The sequence below is a fragment of the Goodfellowiella coeruleoviolacea genome (genome assembly GCF_024171785.1).
In the GTDB taxonomy this organism is placed as follows: Bacteria; Actinomycetota; Actinomycetes; order Mycobacteriales; family Pseudonocardiaceae; genus Goodfellowiella; species Goodfellowiella coeruleoviolacea.
Window position 1 is genome coordinate 21,958 of the sequence record NZ_JAMTCK010000005.1, and the last position, 16,098, is coordinate 38,055.

General features: G+C 73.0%; 12 protein-coding genes. 2 read left to right on the plus strand and 10 right to left on the minus strand.

Annotated features, from left to right (window positions below):
- Positions 1-17: 17 nt before the first annotated feature.
- On the minus strand, positions 18-764 hold the full coding sequence (locus LX83_RS11550) for an MIP/aquaporin family protein (RefSeq protein ID WP_253770271.1): 747 nt from the start codon (positions 762-764) through the stop codon (positions 18-20).
- Positions 765-1,202: 438 nt separating this feature from the next.
- On the opposite strand from LX83_RS11550, the gene LX83_RS11555 reads away from it, so the two are divergent.
- On the plus strand, positions 1,203-2,900 hold the full coding sequence (locus LX83_RS11555) for a glycerol-3-phosphate dehydrogenase/oxidase (RefSeq protein ID WP_253770273.1): 1,698 nt from the start codon (positions 1,203-1,205) through the stop codon (positions 2,898-2,900).
- A gap of 223 nt (positions 2,901-3,123) precedes the next feature.
- Here LX83_RS11555 and LX83_RS11560 read toward each other — a convergent pair whose 3' ends face one another.
- From LX83_RS11560 to LX83_RS11590, 7 genes are all read right to left on the minus strand, one after another.
- Positions 3,124-4,470, minus strand: a complete 1,347-nt coding sequence (locus LX83_RS11560) for an amidohydrolase (RefSeq protein WP_407649530.1) — start codon at positions 4,468-4,470, stop codon at positions 3,124-3,126.
- Positions 4,467-5,663 carry a M20 family metallopeptidase gene (locus LX83_RS11565; protein ID WP_253770275.1) on the minus strand — a complete coding sequence of 399 codons (1,197 nt, stop codon included), beginning with the start codon at positions 5,661-5,663 and terminating at the stop codon, positions 4,467-4,469. The genes LX83_RS11560 and LX83_RS11565 overlap by 4 nt, the downstream gene beginning before the upstream one ends.
- Positions 5,664-6,107: 444 nt before the next feature.
- Entirely contained in the window at positions 6,108-6,425 is a 318-nt protein-coding gene (locus LX83_RS11570; RefSeq protein ID WP_253770277.1) for a hypothetical protein, read from the minus strand.
- 252 nt (positions 6,426-6,677) lie between these two features.
- The gene (gene xylA, locus LX83_RS11575) at positions 6,678-7,838 is read right to left on the minus strand and encodes a xylose isomerase (RefSeq protein ID WP_253770279.1); all 1,161 of its coding nucleotides are present in this window, start codon (positions 7,836-7,838) and stop codon (positions 6,678-6,680) included.
- A 95-nt stretch (positions 7,839-7,933) separates the two neighbouring features.
- Entirely contained in the window at positions 7,934-9,226 is a 1,293-nt protein-coding gene (locus tag LX83_RS11580) for an ROK family protein (protein WP_253770281.1), read from the minus strand.
- 90 nt (positions 9,227-9,316) lie between these two features.
- Complete coding sequence (gene xylB, locus LX83_RS11585; protein WP_407649550.1) at positions 9,317-10,702, minus strand: xylulokinase; 1,386 nt, start codon at positions 10,700-10,702, stop codon at positions 9,317-9,319.
- 131 nt (positions 10,703-10,833) lie between these two features.
- Positions 10,834-11,244, minus strand: a complete 411-nt coding sequence (locus LX83_RS11590) for a tautomerase family protein (protein ID WP_253770285.1) — start codon at positions 11,242-11,244, stop codon at positions 10,834-10,836.
- A 241-nt stretch (positions 11,245-11,485) separates the two neighbouring features.
- On the opposite strand from LX83_RS11590, the gene LX83_RS11595 reads away from it, so the two are divergent.
- Positions 11,486-12,397: a TIGR03564 family F420-dependent LLM class oxidoreductase gene (locus tag LX83_RS11595; protein WP_253770287.1), complete on the plus strand. Its 912-nt coding sequence runs from the start codon at positions 11,486-11,488 to the stop codon at positions 12,395-12,397.
- A 364-nt stretch (positions 12,398-12,761) separates the two neighbouring features.
- Here LX83_RS11595 and meaB read toward each other — a convergent pair whose 3' ends face one another.
- Together meaB and scpA are read right to left on the minus strand one after the other, a co-directional pair.
- Complete coding sequence (gene meaB / locus LX83_RS11600; RefSeq protein ID WP_253770289.1) at positions 12,762-13,751, minus strand: methylmalonyl Co-A mutase-associated GTPase MeaB; 990 nt, start codon at positions 13,749-13,751, stop codon at positions 12,762-12,764.
- Between the two features lie 14 nt (positions 13,752-13,765).
- Positions 13,766-16,063 (minus strand): methylmalonyl-CoA mutase, encoded by a 2,298-nt coding sequence (gene scpA / locus LX83_RS11605; RefSeq protein ID WP_253771103.1) that lies wholly within the window; start codon positions 16,061-16,063, stop codon positions 13,766-13,768.
- Positions 16,064-16,098: the final 35 nt, after the last annotated feature.

The window sequence follows — 16,098 nt, forward strand, 5'->3', positions numbered from 1 at the left end:
CGCGGGCGCGGACGGGCTCACTGGGCGGGCAGGGCCAGGTAGAGCAGGCCGGCCAGGGTGCCGCCGATGAGCGGACCGACCACCGGAACCCACGAGTAGGCCCAGTCCGCGTCGCCCTTGCCCCGGATCGGCATCAGGAACGCGTAGGCGATCCTGGGCCCGAGGTCGCGGGCCGGGTTGATGGCGTAACCGGTGGGGCCGCCCAGCGAGGTGCCGATCACCAGCACCACGAACGCGACCGCCGCGTAGCCCAGGGCGCCGTTGCCGAACTGCGGGATGCCGTCGGTCCCCGCCTTGTAGCCGGGGCTGAACAGGATGAAGGCGAGCAGGACGAACGTGCCGATGATCTCGGAGACCAGGTTCCAGGCGTATCCCCGGATCTGGGGAGCCGTGGAGAAGACGCCGAGGGTGTTCTGCGGGGCGTCGTGCCGGTCGAACTGCAGCTTGTAGGTGGCCCAGCAGAGCATGGCCCCGATGATCGCCCCGATCAGCTGCGCGACCACGTACACCGGCACCAGGCCCCAGCTGACCTTGCCGGCGACGGCCAGTCCCAGGGTCACCGCCGGGTTGAGGTGGGCGCCGGTGGGCGCGGCCAGGCTCGCTCCGGTGAACACGGCGAAACCCCAGCCCACGTTGATGAACAGGGGGCCGCCGCCGTGTCCGTTGGTGTTGCGGAGCAGGTGGTTGGCCACCACGCCGGTGCCCAGCAGGATGAGCACGGCGGTGCCGAGCACCTCCCAGACGAAGATCTCCCCAGGACTCATGATGCTGATCTCCTCGGCTTGTCCCACTAGTGCGCCGGAGGGCATCGAGCCTGGGTACGGCCTCGTCGCCCACCCCGGAGTGATCGGGAACGGTACTGCGCCATTCGACCAGATGTCCACGGTTGTCGCAGGTCGGAAATGCCCCTCGACCAGCGGCACCCGCGCTGGTGCCCGCCCGGGGTGATCTCGATCTCAGTGCCGCGGGCGCGGGCGGTGCCGGCCGGGCTCGGCCGCGACCCGCCGGGCGTGGCCGACCGGGGTGGCGGGCACGACAACCCGCGACAAGATGCACCCGATGTCAAACATGCGATGCTGGACGGGTGTCGCGGCCGGGGGTACGCACGGGCCGCGCCGGGTGGCAACCAACGGGTAACGTCGCCGAGCACCGAGCGCACGCCGAGGACGGGAGGACAGGTGGCTGACGGGAGTCTGGCGCGAATGGGTCCGGAGCATCGTGAGGAGGCCTGGCAGCGCCTTGGCTCGGACACCTTCGACCTGGTGGTGATCGGTGGTGGCGTGGTGGGCGCTGGCACCGCGCTCGACGCGGCCACCCGGGGACTGCGGGTCGCCCTGGTCGAGGCGCGTGACCTGGCCTCCGGCACGTCGAGCCGGTCCAGCAAGCTGTTCCACGGCGGCCTGCGCTACCTGGAGCAACTGGAGTTCAGCCTGGTCCGGGAGGCGCTGCGGGAGCGGGAGCTGATGCTCACCAAGATCGCGCCGCACCTGGTCAAGCCGGTGAGCTTCCTGTACCCGCTGACCCACCGGTTCTGGGAGCGCCCCTACACCGCGGCCGGTCTGCTGCTCTACGACACGATGGGCGGCGCCCGGTCCGTTCCCGGCCAGAAGCACCTGACCAGGGCCGGTGCCCTGCGCATGGTGCCGGCGTTGAAGCGGGACGCGCTGATCGGCGCGATCCGCTACTACGACGCCCAGGCCGACGACGCCAGGCACACCCTGACCGTGGCCCGCACCGCGGCGCACTACGGCGCGGTGGTGCGCACCTCCACCCAGGTGGTCGACTTCCTGCGGGAGGCCGACCGGGTCAGCGGGGTGCGCGTGCGCGACGTGGAGGACGGCAGGGAGACCGAGGTCAACGCCCAGGCGGTGATCAACTGCACCGGGGTGTGGACCGACGAGCTGCAGCGGCTGTCCGGCAGCCGGGGGCGGTTCCGGGTGCGGGCCAGCAAGGGCGTGCACATCGTGGTGCCCAGGGACCGGATCGTGGCCGAGACCGGGCTGATCCTGCGCACCGAGAAGTCGGTGCTGTTCGTGATCCCGTGGCGCAACCACTGGATCGTCGGCACCACCGACACCGACTGGAACCTGGACCTGGCCCACCCGGCCGCCACCCGCAGCGACATCGACTACCTGCTGGAACACGTCAACCAGGTGCTGGCCACCCCGCTGACGCACGACGACATCGAGGGCGTGTACGCGGGTCTGCGGCCGCTGCTGGCCGGGGAGAGCGAGGAGACCTCCAAGCTGTCCCGGGAACACGCGGTGGCGCGGGTCGCCCCGGGCCTGGTGGCCATCGCCGGCGGCAAGTACACCACCTACCGGGTGATGGCCGCGGACGCGGTGGACGCGGCGGCGGTGGACCTGTCCGGCCGGTTGCAGCCGTCGATCACCGACCGGGTGCCGCTGCTGGGCGCGGACGGCTACTACGCGCTGGTGAACCAGACCGACCAGCTGGCCAGCCGCTACGGCCTGCACCCCTACCGGGTCCGCCACCTGCTCGACCGGTACGGCTCGCTCGTGCACGACGTGCTCGCGATGGCCGAGGGCCGACCGGAGCTGCTGCGCCCGCTCCCGGCCGCACCCGACTACCTGCGGGTGGAGGTGGTCTACGCGGCCAGCCACGAGGGCGCTCTGCACCTGGAGGACGTGCTGACCCGGCGCACCCGCATCTCCATCGAGTACCCGCACCGGGGGGTGGACTGCGCCGAGGCCGCGGCCCGGCTGATGGGTGAGGTGCTCGGCTGGGACGACGCCACCATCGCCCACGAGGTCGAGGTGTACCAGGCGCGGGTGCAGGCCGAGCGCGAGTCGCAGGACCAGCCCGACGACCAGGCCGCGGACGCCAGCCGCGCCGCCGCGCCCGAGGCCCGCCCCAACGTCTCGGAACCGGTGCGCTGACCGGCTGCCCGGCAGCGGGCCCAGCGGCGACACGACAACGGGCGGACCACCCGAGGTGGGGTGGTCCGCCCGTTGGTGTCCGGCCAGTTCGGTCCGGTCGGCTGGTTCGGCCGGGTCGGTCGGCTGGGCCAGCGCGGTCGGTCGGGCCGGCGCGCTCCGGCCAGTTCGATCCGGCCAGTTCCGCCAGGCCGGTCGGTCCGGTCAGTTCGGCCAGGCCGGTCGGTCAGGCCAGGGCGGCCAGGGCGGCGTGCACCAGCACCCGCACCCCCACCGGCAGGGCCCGCTCGTCCAGGTCGAACGTGGGCTGGTGCAGGTCCTTCTTCTCACCGTGGCCGGGCCACACGCCCAGGCGGGCGAACGAGCCGGGCACGTGCTCCAGGTACCAGCCGAAGTCCTCGCCGCCCGAGGACTGCTCGGTGCCGGCCAGGGCGTCCTCGCCCAGCGCGGCCTCGATGCCGGCGCGCAGCATGAACGTGCTCTCCCGCTCGTTGACCACGGGCGGCACGCCACGCCGGTGCTGCAGGTCGTAGCCCACGCCGGTGGGCGCGAGCAGCGCGTGCACCAGCTCGCGGACCAGCGGCTCCAGCTCGGTCCACACCTGCCGGTCGCCGGTGCGCAGGGTGCCGCGCAGCACGCCGTCGCGGGGCACCGCGTTGGGCGCCTCGCCCGCGTGCACCGCGCCCCACACCAGCACCGTGCCCGAGCGCGGGTCCACGCGGCGGGACAGCAGCGCGGGCAGGCCGGTGATCACCGTGCCCAGCGCGTGCACCAGGTCGGCGGTCAGGTGCGGCCGGGAGGTGTGCCCGCCCGGCGAGGTGAGCCGCAGTTCCAGCAGGTCGCTGGCTGAGGTGATGGCGCCGATCCGGGTGCCGACCCGGCCGACCTGCAGGCGCGGCGCGCAGTGCAGGCCGAAGATCCGGTCCACGCCGTCCAGCCCGCCCGCGGCCAGCACGTCCAGCGCGCCGCCCGGCATGACCTCCTCGGCCGGCTGGAAGATCAACCGCACCCGGCCGGGCAGTTCGGTGGCGGAGGCCAGGGCCAGGCCGGCGCCCAGCAGCGCGGTGGTGTGCGCGTCGTGCCCGCAGGCGTGGCTGACCTGGTCCACGGTGGACGCGAACGGCAGCCCGGTGTCCTCGGGCAGCGGCAGCGCGTCGATGTCGGCGCGCAGCGCCACGCACCGGTGCCCGCTGCCCACGTCGCAGATCAGGCCGGTGCCGCCGGGCAGCACCCTGGGCTTGAGCCCGACCTCGGTCAGCAGCCGGCTGATCAGCTCGGTGGTGCCGTACTCCTTGCGGGACAGCTCCGGGTGGGCGTGGATGTGCCGGCGCCACGCGATGACGTCGGGCAGGTTCGCCGCCAGCCAGGCGTCCAGCCAGGCGGGGCCACGTCCAGCACCAAGATCTTCCACACTAGACATGCTGACCCCCCGCTCGGTGACCAGCACCTCGGGGTGATCGGCGTTGTGGTGATCCGCACTGGTGGGCCGTTGCCCCGGCTCCGCCAGGTGCTCGGCGACTCTGCTGGTCGCGCGGCTGTCGGGTAGTTCGGGTCGGGAGTCGAGGACTGTCACGCCGCACCCCCCTGGCCAGCCGCGCGTCCGGCCACGCCCGCGAGCAACCGGGCTCGCTGGCCGTCGTCGGTCGCGGCGGCGATGGTGGTCCAGGCCAGGGCCAGTGCCCCGTCCAGCACGGCGCGGTCGGCGGAGGCCGACGCGCAGGCGGTCGCGAACTCGGTTTGGTGGTTCACCGCGTCTCCGCAGTCGATAGCAATGGTTGGGTGGATCGCGGGCAGGGCGCGGGTGACGTTGCCCATATCGGTACTTCCCGTCTTTCGCTGCCGTTCTTCCTCGGGACTCAGCGGGGACCGGCCAAGCTCGGTGATGACCTGGCGGTAGGTGTCGGCCAGCCAGGAGTCCGGTGACAGCTCGGCGTAGACGGGGGAAACCGGCACGACCTCGTGGGTGCAACCGGTGGCGAGCGCCCCGGCGTGGAAGCAGTCCCGGATTCGGTGTTCCAGGCGCTGCAGGGATTCGGTGGTGGCGGCGCGCAGGTCGAACTGGGCCGTCGTGCTGTCGGGCACGATGTTGGGCGCGGCGCCGCCGTTGGTGACGATGCCGCTGACCATCTGGTCGGGTTCCAGGTGCTGCCTGGCCAGCCCGATCGCGACCTGGGCCACGGTGATGGCGTCGGCCGCGTTCACGCCGAGGTGCGGCGCGGAGGCGGCGTGCGAGGGGCGGCCGCGGTAGTGCACCCGGTAGTCGGCGATGGCCAGGGAACTCGCCGCGCACGTCTCGTCCGGCGCGGGGTGCACCATCATGGCCAGGGCGACGTCGTCGAACACGCCGCGCTCCAGCAGTAGGACCTTGCCGCCGCCGACCTCCTCGGCCGGGGTGCCGATCAGTTTGACGGTGATGCCGAGCCGGTCGGCGATGTCGCGCAGGGCCACGGCCGCGCCGGTGGACGCGGCGGCGATGACGTTGTGGCCGCAGGCGTGGCCGATGCCGGGCAGGGCGTCGTACTCGGCGCACAGCCCCACGACCAGCTCACCCGAGCCGTAGGTGGCGGTGAACGCGGTGTCCAGGCCGCCGACCCCGGGCTCGATCTGGAAACCCGCGCCGCCGAGGAAGTCGGTCAGCGTGGCCACGCTGCGGTGTTCGGCGAAGGCCAGTTCCGGCTCGGCGTGGATGCGGTGGGAGATGTCGACCAGGGCAGCGGAGTACCGCTCGACGGTGGATCGAGAAGCTGTCCTCAAGTCGGTACTCATTTGTGTCCATCCTGCATTACGCTTCGGCCCACAACGCGCCGTTGTGGATCTCAACCGTTCGCCGGTCGCGCCCCTGCGCCGAGCGGCGCAACAGGATTCAGCCTGGCTGAAGTGTCAGCGAAGCGATGTCCGCAGCCGCGGCACTGCGGCGCGTCCGCGGGCGAGTCTCCCCCGGAAGGGGTCGACCACACGACCGAATGACCGGCACCCTATCGGATGCGTCAGCGGCCGGGTCAACCAAATGATGATATGCGGAAAACACCCTGGCAGCGGCCCTGAACGGGCTGGACGCCGCCGGGTGTGCTGAAGTTCGCCCAGGTCAGGGCCGTGATCGCGGAGCAGGCGCCGAGCGGGGCAGGCGCCGAGCGGGCGCCACCCGGGCGGCCGACTGCCCGCGCGTTGCCCGCCGGCCGGTTACTTGCCGGCTGGCCACTCGCCGACTGGCTACTTGCCGGCGCGCTTCTTGCGGACCACCTGGCCGCCGTAGATGACGGCCGCGATCAGCGCCAGGCCCAGCGCGCCCATCCAGGCCGGGCCGGTGCGCTCCTCGGCCGGCGCGGGCTGCTGCTGGTTCTGGTCGGTCAGGTCGGGGCCGGCCGGTGCCGGGGTGTCGGTGTTCTGCTGCTGGTGGTGCGCTGGCAGCTGGGCCGCCAGCACGACGTCGGCCGCGCTGGGCGTGGCCGCGCCGGCCGGCGCGGCGGCGAACGCGGTGACCAGCAGCCCGAACAGCCCGAGCAGCAGCGCCCTGGTCCTGATCGCCATCGTCGCCTCCCTGTCCCGCCCGGCCCGTGGCCCGGCACCGCGTCGCGTCCTCACCGGACCCCGTCCTCGCCGGGGCGGTCCCGCGCACCCCGGCGCGGCACACCCGGCGACCACGACATCCGCCCCGAAAGTTACCTTCCGCGGGCGATCACCGCGACTACCGAGTGTGCCGCATCGAGTACGCGCCATTCCAGTGTCCGATCACCCAGCCCGATCAGCCGGGTACGGGGTGGCCGGCACCGGGTGACCGGTTCAGCGGGCGCCGAACAGGTGCTCCAGGGCCAGCTGGTCCAGCCGCTCGAAGTGCATGCCCCGAGCCGCGGCCTCGGCCACGTCGAACTCCTCGGCGCGCAGGTCGTCCAGGCTCTCGCCGTCGGCCAGGGTGGGCACGGACAGCTCGTCCACCCGGGACGCGGCCAGCGCCTCCTGCACCTCCGGGTCGGCGCGGAACGCGCGGGCCCGCTCGGCCAGGATCAGGTAGTTGCGCATGCAGCCGGCGGCCGACGCCCACACACCCGAGTAGTCCTCGGTGCGGGCCGGCTTGAAGTCGAAGTGCCTCGGCCCGTCGTAGCCGCCGTGCTCCAGCAGGTCGACCAGGAAGAACGCGCTCTTCACATCGCCGTTGCCGAACCGGAAGTCCTGGTCGTAGCGGGGACCGGTCTGGCCGTTGAGGTCGATGTGGAACAGCTTGCCGTGCCACAGCGCCTGGGCGTAGCCGTGCACCACGGACATGCCGGCCATCTGCTCGTGCCCGACCTCGGGGTTGAGGCCGACCATCTCGGAGTGCTCCAGCTCGGAGATGAACGCCAGGGCGTGGCCGATGGTGGGCAGCAGGATGTCGCCGCGCGGCTCGTTGGGCTTGGGCTCCAGGGCGAACCGGATGTTGTAGCCGCGCTCCTTGACGTAGGCGCACAGCACGTTCAGGCCCTCGGCGTAGCGGTCCAGGGCCGCGCGCACGTCCTTGGCCGCCGGCGACTCGGAGCCCTCCCGGCCGCCCCACAGCACGTAGGTGTGCGCGCCCAGCTCGGCGGCCAGGTCCAGGTTGCGCAGGATCTTGCGCAGCGCGAACCGGCGCACGTCCCGGTCGTTGGCGGTCAGCCCGCCGTCCTTGAACACCGGGTGGGCGAACAGGTTGGTGGTGGCCATCGGCACCACCAGGCCGGTCTCGTCCAGTGCCTTGCGGAACGCGGCGATCCGCCGCTCCCGGTCGTCCTCGGCCGCGCCGAACGGGATCAGGTCGTCGTCGTGGAAGGTGACCCCGTACGCGCCGAGTTCGGCCAGCTTGTGCACGGTCTCGACCGGGTCGAGCGGGTCGCGGGTGGCCACCCCGAACGGGTCGACGCCCTGCCACCCGACGGTCCACAGGCCGAAGCTGAACTTGTGTTCCGGGCGGGGCGTGTAGTCATCGGTCACGGTCTGCTCCTCGTGGTGGATGTGGTTTGGTGCCGCCGGGCCGGTGGCCGGTGACTCGGCTGGATCAGGTGTGCGGGGACGGTGTCACTGGCGGGTCATCGCGCGCCCTCCCCCGGCCCGGCACCGGGGCTGTCGCCCGGCGGCACGAGGGTGGGGTCGTCGAAGACGCGTTCGAGCGCGGCGTAGCCACCGCCGCGCACGGCCGCGGTGAACCCGAGGTCGGACAGCACCAGGGCGCAGCCGCCGCGCTCCGGGGCCAGCACCCGGCCGGACAGCTCGGCCAGGGCCGGTTCGACCAGCCACTCGCCCAGCGTCGCGAAGTACCCGCCGAGCACCACGGCTGTCGGGTTGAGCACGTTGACCAGGATCGACGCGCCGACGCCCAGGGCCGAGCCGATCTGCCGCAGCGCGGCCAGGGTGCGCGGGTCACCGGCCTCGGCCCGGCCCTTGACCACGGCCAGCCGGCCCTCCAGGTCCAGGGACGGATCGGTCACCTCGTCGTCCGGGCCGCCCACCGCGCGCAGCAGCGCGGCCAGGCCGACCTGGGTCTCCCAGCAGCCGCGCCGGCCGCAGCCGCAGGGCGTGCCGGTGGGGTCCAGCGGCATGTGGCCGACCTCGCCGGTGAACCCGGTGGCGCCGCGCAGCAGCTGACCGCCGGCGATCACCCCGCCGCCGACGCCGACCTCACCGGTCAGGTAGAGCAGGTCGCCGCTGCCGGCGGCCACCCCGTGCGCGTACTCGGCCAGCGCGGACAGGTTCGCGTCGTTGTGCACGCCCAGCTGGTCGGCGGGCAGGCCCAGCCGGCGGGCCAGTCCCTCGACCACGGGCAGCTCGCGCCAGCCCAGGTTGGGCGCGAACCGGACCACGCCGTTGTCGCTGTCCACCAGCGCGGGCACGGCCGCGGTGATGCCGCTGACCCAGCCGGCCAGCCCGCGCACGTGGGCCAGGCCGTGCTCGGCCAGTTCGGCGAGCCGGTCCAGGGCCCGGTCCTGGCCCAGCGCGACCACGTCGGCGGCGATCCGGCGGTGCTCGACCAGGTTGCCCGGCAGATCGACCACGGCCACGGCCAGGTAGTCGACGTTGACCTCCAGCCCGATGCCGCACACCGCGGCGGGGCGCAGTTCGACCAGGTGCCCCGGCCGGCCGAACTGGTTGGGCACGGCGTCGCCGAGCCGCACCAGCCGGCGCTGCTCCAGCTCGGCGACCAGGCTGGAGGTGGTGGCCTTGTTCAGGCCGGTGAGCCGGGACAGGCCGGCACGGGAGTGCGGGCCGTGCTCGCGCAGCGCGCGCAGGACCAGTGCCAGGTTGGCGCGGCGCAGCCCGGGCTGGTCGCGGGGCGAGTGCCCCCGGTCCCGCGCCGGCAGCTCCCTGGGCGACGACCCGTCCACGCTCACCTCCCGGCCACTTCGTTTATTGGTCCAACAAAGTAGGCGCGGCCGGCGCCCCGGTCAACCCGTCAGCGGGGTTCGTCGGTGCGACTAGATCCCGTGCACCTGGTTGCGGGCCCGCGCGTAGGCCGCGCGCACCGCCTGTCCGGCCTCGGTGTGCGCGGGTTCGCTCCGCTCCGCGCGCAGCGCCCACACCGGCGGCTCGGCCGCCCCGGACAGCGCCCACGCCGCCTGCCTGGCCGCGCCCAGCGCCACGTACTCGGCCGGCTCCGGCACCTCCACCGGCACCCCGAACAGCGTCCCGGCCACCTCCCGCACCGCGGCCGAGCGGGCCGCGCCACCGATCAGCAGCACCCGCCGCACGGTCACGCCGGCGTCCCGCACCGCGGTGATGCCGTCGGCCAGCCCGCACAGCATGCCCTCGACCGCGGCCCTGGCCAGGTTCTCCGGCGTGGCGTTGCCCCGGCGCAGCCCGGTCAGCGTGCCGCTGGCGTCGGGCAGGTCGGGGGTGCGCTCACCGTCCAGGTAGGGCAGCAGCACCAGGCCGCCCGAGCCCGGCTCGGCCCGCCGCGCCAGCTCGTCCAGCCCGGCCAGGTCGGTGCCGAGCATCGTGGCCGTGGTGGTGAGCACCCGGGCGGCGTTGAGCGTGCACACCAGCGGCAGGAACCGGCCGGTGGCGTCGCAGAACCCGGCGACGATGCCGGTCGGGTCGGCGGTGGGCTGCTCGGCCACCGCGAACACCGTGCCCGACGTGCCCAGTGAGACCACCACGTCACCCGGGCCGATGCCCAGGCCGAGGGCCGCGCCCATGTTGTCGCCGGTGCCCGCGCCGAGCAGCACGCCGTCCGGGGTGCGGCCGGCGGACTGGTTGGGGCCGAGCACCTCCGGCAGGTCCGGCCGGCGCCCGCCGAACGACTCGGCCAGCAGGTCGGGCAGCCACTGCCCGGTGGCCGGCGAGAAGTACCCGGTGCCCGAGGCGTCACCCCGGTCGGTGTGCTTGGCCTGCTGGCCGCCCAGCCGCCAGGTCAGCCAGTCGTGCGGCAGCAGCACGCTGGCCACCCGGTCGGCGTTGGCCGGCTCGTGCTCGGCCAGCCAGGCCAGCTTGGTCACGGTGAAGCTGGCCACCGGGACCAGCCCGGTGCGCGTGGCCCAGGCGTCCGCGCCGTCCCGCGCCACCAGTGTCCTGGCCTGCGGCGCCGACCGGGTGTCGTTCCACAGCAGCGCCGGCCGCACCACCGCACCGGCCTGGTCCAGGGTGACCATGCCGTGCTGCTGCCCGGCCACCGCGATCGCCTCGACCGGCCCGGGCGCGGCGGCCCGCGCCTGGCCGATCGCCTCCTGGCAGGCCGACCACCACACGTCCGGATGCACCTCGGTGCCGTCCGGGTGGCCGGCCCTGCCCTCGGCCACCACCTGTCCCGTGTCCGCGTCCACCACCAGCGCCTTGGTCGACTGGGTGGACGAGTCAATACCCATAACCAGTGTCACGGCGCGCATCATGCCTGGCAGTGCCGGGCACGTACAGGGCGTCGACCGCGTCCGGCGGAACACGCCGTCCGGCCCCCGGGCTCCGCGGCGGGCGGGGCGATCAGCACCGGGCAGCCGGATCAGGGGGTGTCCGACAGGCCGGCCACCGATCCCAGTTCGACCAGTTGCGCGCGGCCGTGGCCCACCGACCAGTTGTCCAGCGCGTTCTCGACGAGGGTGACGAACACGTCCTCGGACCGGACGCCGGCCGCGACCAGGTTCTCGGTGATCCGCTGGAACAGGTCGAGTTTCCGCTCCCTCGGCCGGCCGGCGACCAGGGTGATCTGGATGGAGACCACGTCCTGGCGGGCCACGTCCAGGTAGGTCGGGTCGAAGATCAGCTCGTCGGTGGCGTGCGGGGTGACGATCTGGAACCGGTCGGCCGGCGGGATGCCGATGGCGTCGACAAGAGCGCGGTGCACGCCGTCGGCGATGGCACGGCGCTGGGCGGGTGGGCGGGCGGCGGACAGGTCGATGCGCACCAGGGGCATTGGGATCGCTGCCTTTCACGTCGAGCGACAGGTGTTCGACCCAGGTCGACCACAAGAGTGTACAACGGTGATCGAACACCTCGGGGCAACTCCACCCGACCGCCTGGCGTCGACCGGGTGTGCCAAGCGGAGACGAACTCGTCCGACCGCCCGAGAGACCACCGGACGGTTACCGCGATGTGCCAGCGTGACAAAAAAGTGCCTTCTTCTACCGCGCTGACGACTGACACACGATAACGGCGTGCGACATGGATTGTGGATCACTGACCCGGGGCTCTCCCCCGTCCAGATCGTCGAGCAGGTGCGCGCCGCGGCCAGCGTCGGACTGTCCAGTGCGTGGCTGCTGCAGGTGCTGAGTTTCGACGCGCTCACCGCGCTCGCGGTCGCCGGCCGCGAGGTGCCCGGGATCGGCCTGGGCACCGCCGTCGTGCCCACCTTCCCCAGACACCCGCTGGCGCTGGCCAGCCAGGCGCTCACCACCCAGGCCGCCATCGGCAACCGGCTCACCCTGGGCATCGGCCTGAGCCACCGGTCGATCATCGAGGGCAACTTCGGCATCCCCTTCGACCGGCCGGCCCGGCACATGCGCGAGTACCTGTCGGTGCTCGCACCGGCACTGCGCGGCGAGACCGTGGACCACCAGGGCGAGACCCTCGCCGCCTCGGCCACGCTCACCGTCGCGGGCGCCACGCCGCCGTCGCTGGTGGTGGCCGCGCTCGGGCCGGCCATGCTGCGGTTGGCCGGTGAACTGACTGACGGCACGGTGACCGTGTTCACCGGCCCGAACACGCTCGCCGGGCACATCGTGCCGGGCATCACCCGGGCCGCGGCCGCGGCCGGCCGAGCAGCGCCACGCGTGGTGGTCGGGGTGCGGGTGTGCGTCACCGCGGACGCCGCCGCGCGCCAGGCCGAACTGGCCGCGCAGCACTCGGCGATGGGCGACACGCCCCCGAGCTACCGCGCCGTGCTCGACCGGGAGGGCGCGGCCGGACCGGCGGACGTGGCGATCGTCGGCGACGAGTCCACTGTGGAGCGGGAGATCCGCCGCTACGCCGATGCCGGCGCGACCGAGTTCCTGGCGTCTCCGTTCGGCACCGGGGAGGAACAGGCCCGCACCCTCGAACTGGTCGCCGCGCTGGGACAGCCAGGCTGATCCGGCCCCGTTCCCGCGCCCGCACCGTTCTCGGGCCGGCGCTGTGTTCGGGCCGGCACTGTGTTCGGGCCGGCGCTGTGTTCGGGCCGGCATCGCGTTCGGGCCGGCACCATGCTCGGGCCGACCCCGTTCCGGGCTCGGGCAAGCCCGTGCCGATTCCGTCCCATCACCGGAACGACCCATTCCGCGTTCACCCGAACGGCCCTGCCTGAGATGTCGACTCGCGCGCGCTGAACGTGCAACTCGCGGGGTTTGCAACGTCGACTCGCGGGTGCGGAGGGCATGACTCGCGGGGTGAGCTGGGGGAATGATCGGTGGGAGCGGGGTCGCCTGATCGGGTTAGCCCTGGTGCCTGGTTGGCGGGTCAGGGTTTGGTGAAGGCGGACAGGATGTGTTCGGCGGCCAGGGTGGGGGTGAGTTCGCCGGCCTGGACGGCCGCCTCCACCTCGGGGACCACCTCGCGGACGGCGGGGTGGTTGGTCAGGCGGGTCAGCAGCTCCTCGCGGACCATCGCCCAGGTCCAGTCGACCTGTTGGCGGCGACGCTTCTCGGCCAGCTCACCGGTGCCGGCCAGGGTGTCGCGGTGCTGTTCGACCTGCTGCCACACCTCGGCCAGGCCGGTGCCGTGCAGGCCGCTGCACGTCAGCACCTGCGGGGTCCAGGTGGCACCGGCCGTGCGGAGCAGCCGCAGCGCCCCGGACAGTTCGCGGGCGGCCCGCCGCGCGTCCGTCTCATGTGGACCGTCCGCTTTGTTCACCGCGATCACGTCGGCCAGTTCCAGCACGCCCTTCTTGATGCCCTGCAACTGGTCGCCGGTGCGCGCCAGGGTCAGGAACAGCGAGCAGTCGACCATGTTGGCCACGGCGATCTCGGACTGGCCAACGCCGACGGTCTCCACCAGCACCACGTCGTAGCCGGCCGCCTCGACCAGCACGATGGTCTCCCTGGTCGCCTTGGCCACCCCGCCCAGGGTGCCGGCGGTGGGCGAGGGCCGGATGAACGCGGCCGGGTCCACGGCGAGCCGGGCCATCCTGGTCTTGTCACCCAGGATGCTGCCGCCGGTCCGGCTGGACGACGGATCCACCGCGAGCACGGCCACCCGGTGCCCGGCACCGGTCAGCATGGTGCCGAGCGCGTCGATGAACGTGGACTTGCCCACGCCGGGCACGCCGGTGATGCCCACCCGGTGCGCGTTCCCGGCGTGCGGCAGCAGTTCGACCAGCAGTTCCTGGGCCAGTGCGCGGTGGTCCGGCCTGGTCGACTCGACCAGGGTGATCGCCCTGGCCAGGCGGGCGCGGTCACCGGCGAGCACGCCCTTGGCGTACTCGCGGACGTCGATGCGAGGCGGCGGCATGCGTGGTACCCGACCTACCCGACCGACGCACCCGAGCCCGACGAACCCGGGTCCGACGAACCCGGGTCGGCCGTCCCGGCACTGGACGCCCCGGCACCGGGTGCTTCAGAGCCGAGTTCGTCATGGCCCAGCTGGGTGGCCAGGCGGCGCAGCAGGTCCGCGGCGGCGTCGGCGATCACCGTGCCCGGCGGGAAGATGGCCGAGGCGCCGGCCTGCCGCAGCGCGTCGAAGTCCTGCGGCGGGATCACCCCGCCGACCACGACCATCACGTCCTCGCGGCCCAGCGCCACCAGTTCCTCGCGCAGCGCCGGCACCAGGGTGAGGTGCCCGGCGGCCAGCGAGGACACGCCGACGATGTGCACGTCGGCCTCGACCGCCTGCCTGGCCACCTCGGCCGGCGTCTGGAACAGCGGGCCCACGTCCACGTCGAAGCCGAGGTCGGCGAAGGCCGTGGCGATCACCTTCTGGCCGCGGTCGTGGCCGTCCTGGCCCATCTTCGCCACCAGGATGCGCGGCCGGCGGCCCTCCAGCCTGGCGAACGCGTCGACCACCGCCCTGGTTTCGTCCACAGTGGACACCGAGCCCACCTCCTCCCGGTACACCCCGGAAATCGTGCGGATCTGCCCGGAGTGCCGACCCCACGCCCGCTCCAGCGCGTCGGAGATCTCCCCGACCGTGGCCTTGGCCCTGGCCGCGTTGATCGCCAGCGCCAACAGGTTCTGGTCCAGCTCGTGCGATGGCGAGGGGGCCGCCTCGGCGGCCCTGGTCAGCGCGCGCAGCGCGGCCGCCACCGCCTGACCGTCCCGTTCGGACCGCAGCCGCCGCAGCTTCTCGATCTGGCTGGCGCGCACGCCCGCGTTGTCGACCTTGAGCACCTCGATCTGCTCGTCGTTGTCGATGCGGTACTTGTTCACGCCGATCACCGGCTGGCGCCCGGAGTCGATGCGCGCCTGGGTGCGCGCGGCCGCCTCCTCGATGCGCAGCTTGGGGATGCCCGCGTCGATCGCCCTGGCCATGCCGCCGGCCGCCTCGACCTCGCTGATGTGCCGCCACGCCCGGTGCGCCAGGTCGTGGGTGAGCCGCTCCACGAACGCGCTGCCGCCCCACGGGTCGATCACCCGCGTGGTGCCCGACTCCTGTTGCAGCAGCAGCTGGGTGTTGCGAGCGATGCGCGCGGAGAAGTCGGTGGGCAGCGCCAGCGCCTCGTCCAGCGCGTTGGTGTGCAGCGACTGGGTGTGCCCCTGGGTAGCGGCCATGGCCTCCACGCAGGTGCGGGCCACGTTGTTGAACACGTCCTGCGCGGTCAGCGACCAGCCCGAGGTCTGCGAGTGCGTGCGCAGCGACAGCGACTTCGGGTTGCTCGGCCCGAACTGGTTGACCAGCTTGGCCCACAGCAGCCGGGCCGCCCGCAGCTTGGCGACCTCCATGAAGAAGTTCATGCCGATGGCCCAGAAGAACGACAGCCGCGGCGCGAACGAGTCGATGGCCAGCCCCGCGTCCAGCCCGGCCCGGATGTACTCCACGCCGTCGGCCAGGGTGTAGGCCAGCTCCAGGTCGGCGGTGGCCCCGGCCTCCTGCATGTGGTAGCCGGAGATGGAGATCGAGTTGAACTTGGGCATCCGCTGCGAGGTGTAGGCGAAGATGTCGGAGATGATCCGCATCGACGGCCCCGGCGGATAGATGTAGGTGTTGCGGACCATGAACTCCTTGAGGATGTCGTTCTGGATGGTCCCGGCCAGCTTCTCCGGTGGCACCCCCTGTTCCTCGGCGGCCACCACGTACAGCGCGAGCACCGGCAGCACCGCGCCGTTCATGGTCATGGACACGCTCATCCGGTCCAGCGGGATGCCGTCGAACAGCTGGCGCATGTCGTAGATGGAGTCGATGGCCACGCCGGCCATGCCCACGTCCCCGGCGACCCTGGGGTGGTCGGAGTCGTAGCCGCGGTGGGTGGCCAGGTCGAACGCGACCGACAGGCCCTTCTGCCCGGCGGCCAGGTTGCGCCGGTAGAACGCGTTGGACTCCTCGGCCGTGGAGAACCCGGCGTACTGGCGCACGGTCCACGGCTGGGTCACGTACATGGTCGGGTAGGGGCCGCGCAGGAACGGCGCGATGCCCGGGTAACCGTGCGGGAAGTCCAGGCCCTCCAGGTCGGCGGCGGTGTGCACGGGCCGGATCCCGATGCCCTCCGGGGTCTCCCAGACCAGGGCGTCGCTGCCCTTGCCGGTCTGCTCGTGCAGCGCGGCCTGCCACCGGGCGGTGCTGGCCGGCGCGGGCTCACCCAGCTCCACCTGGGTGAAGTCGGGGATCACCGCCGGACCGGGCCCGGTGCCGGCCACCTGCCCGT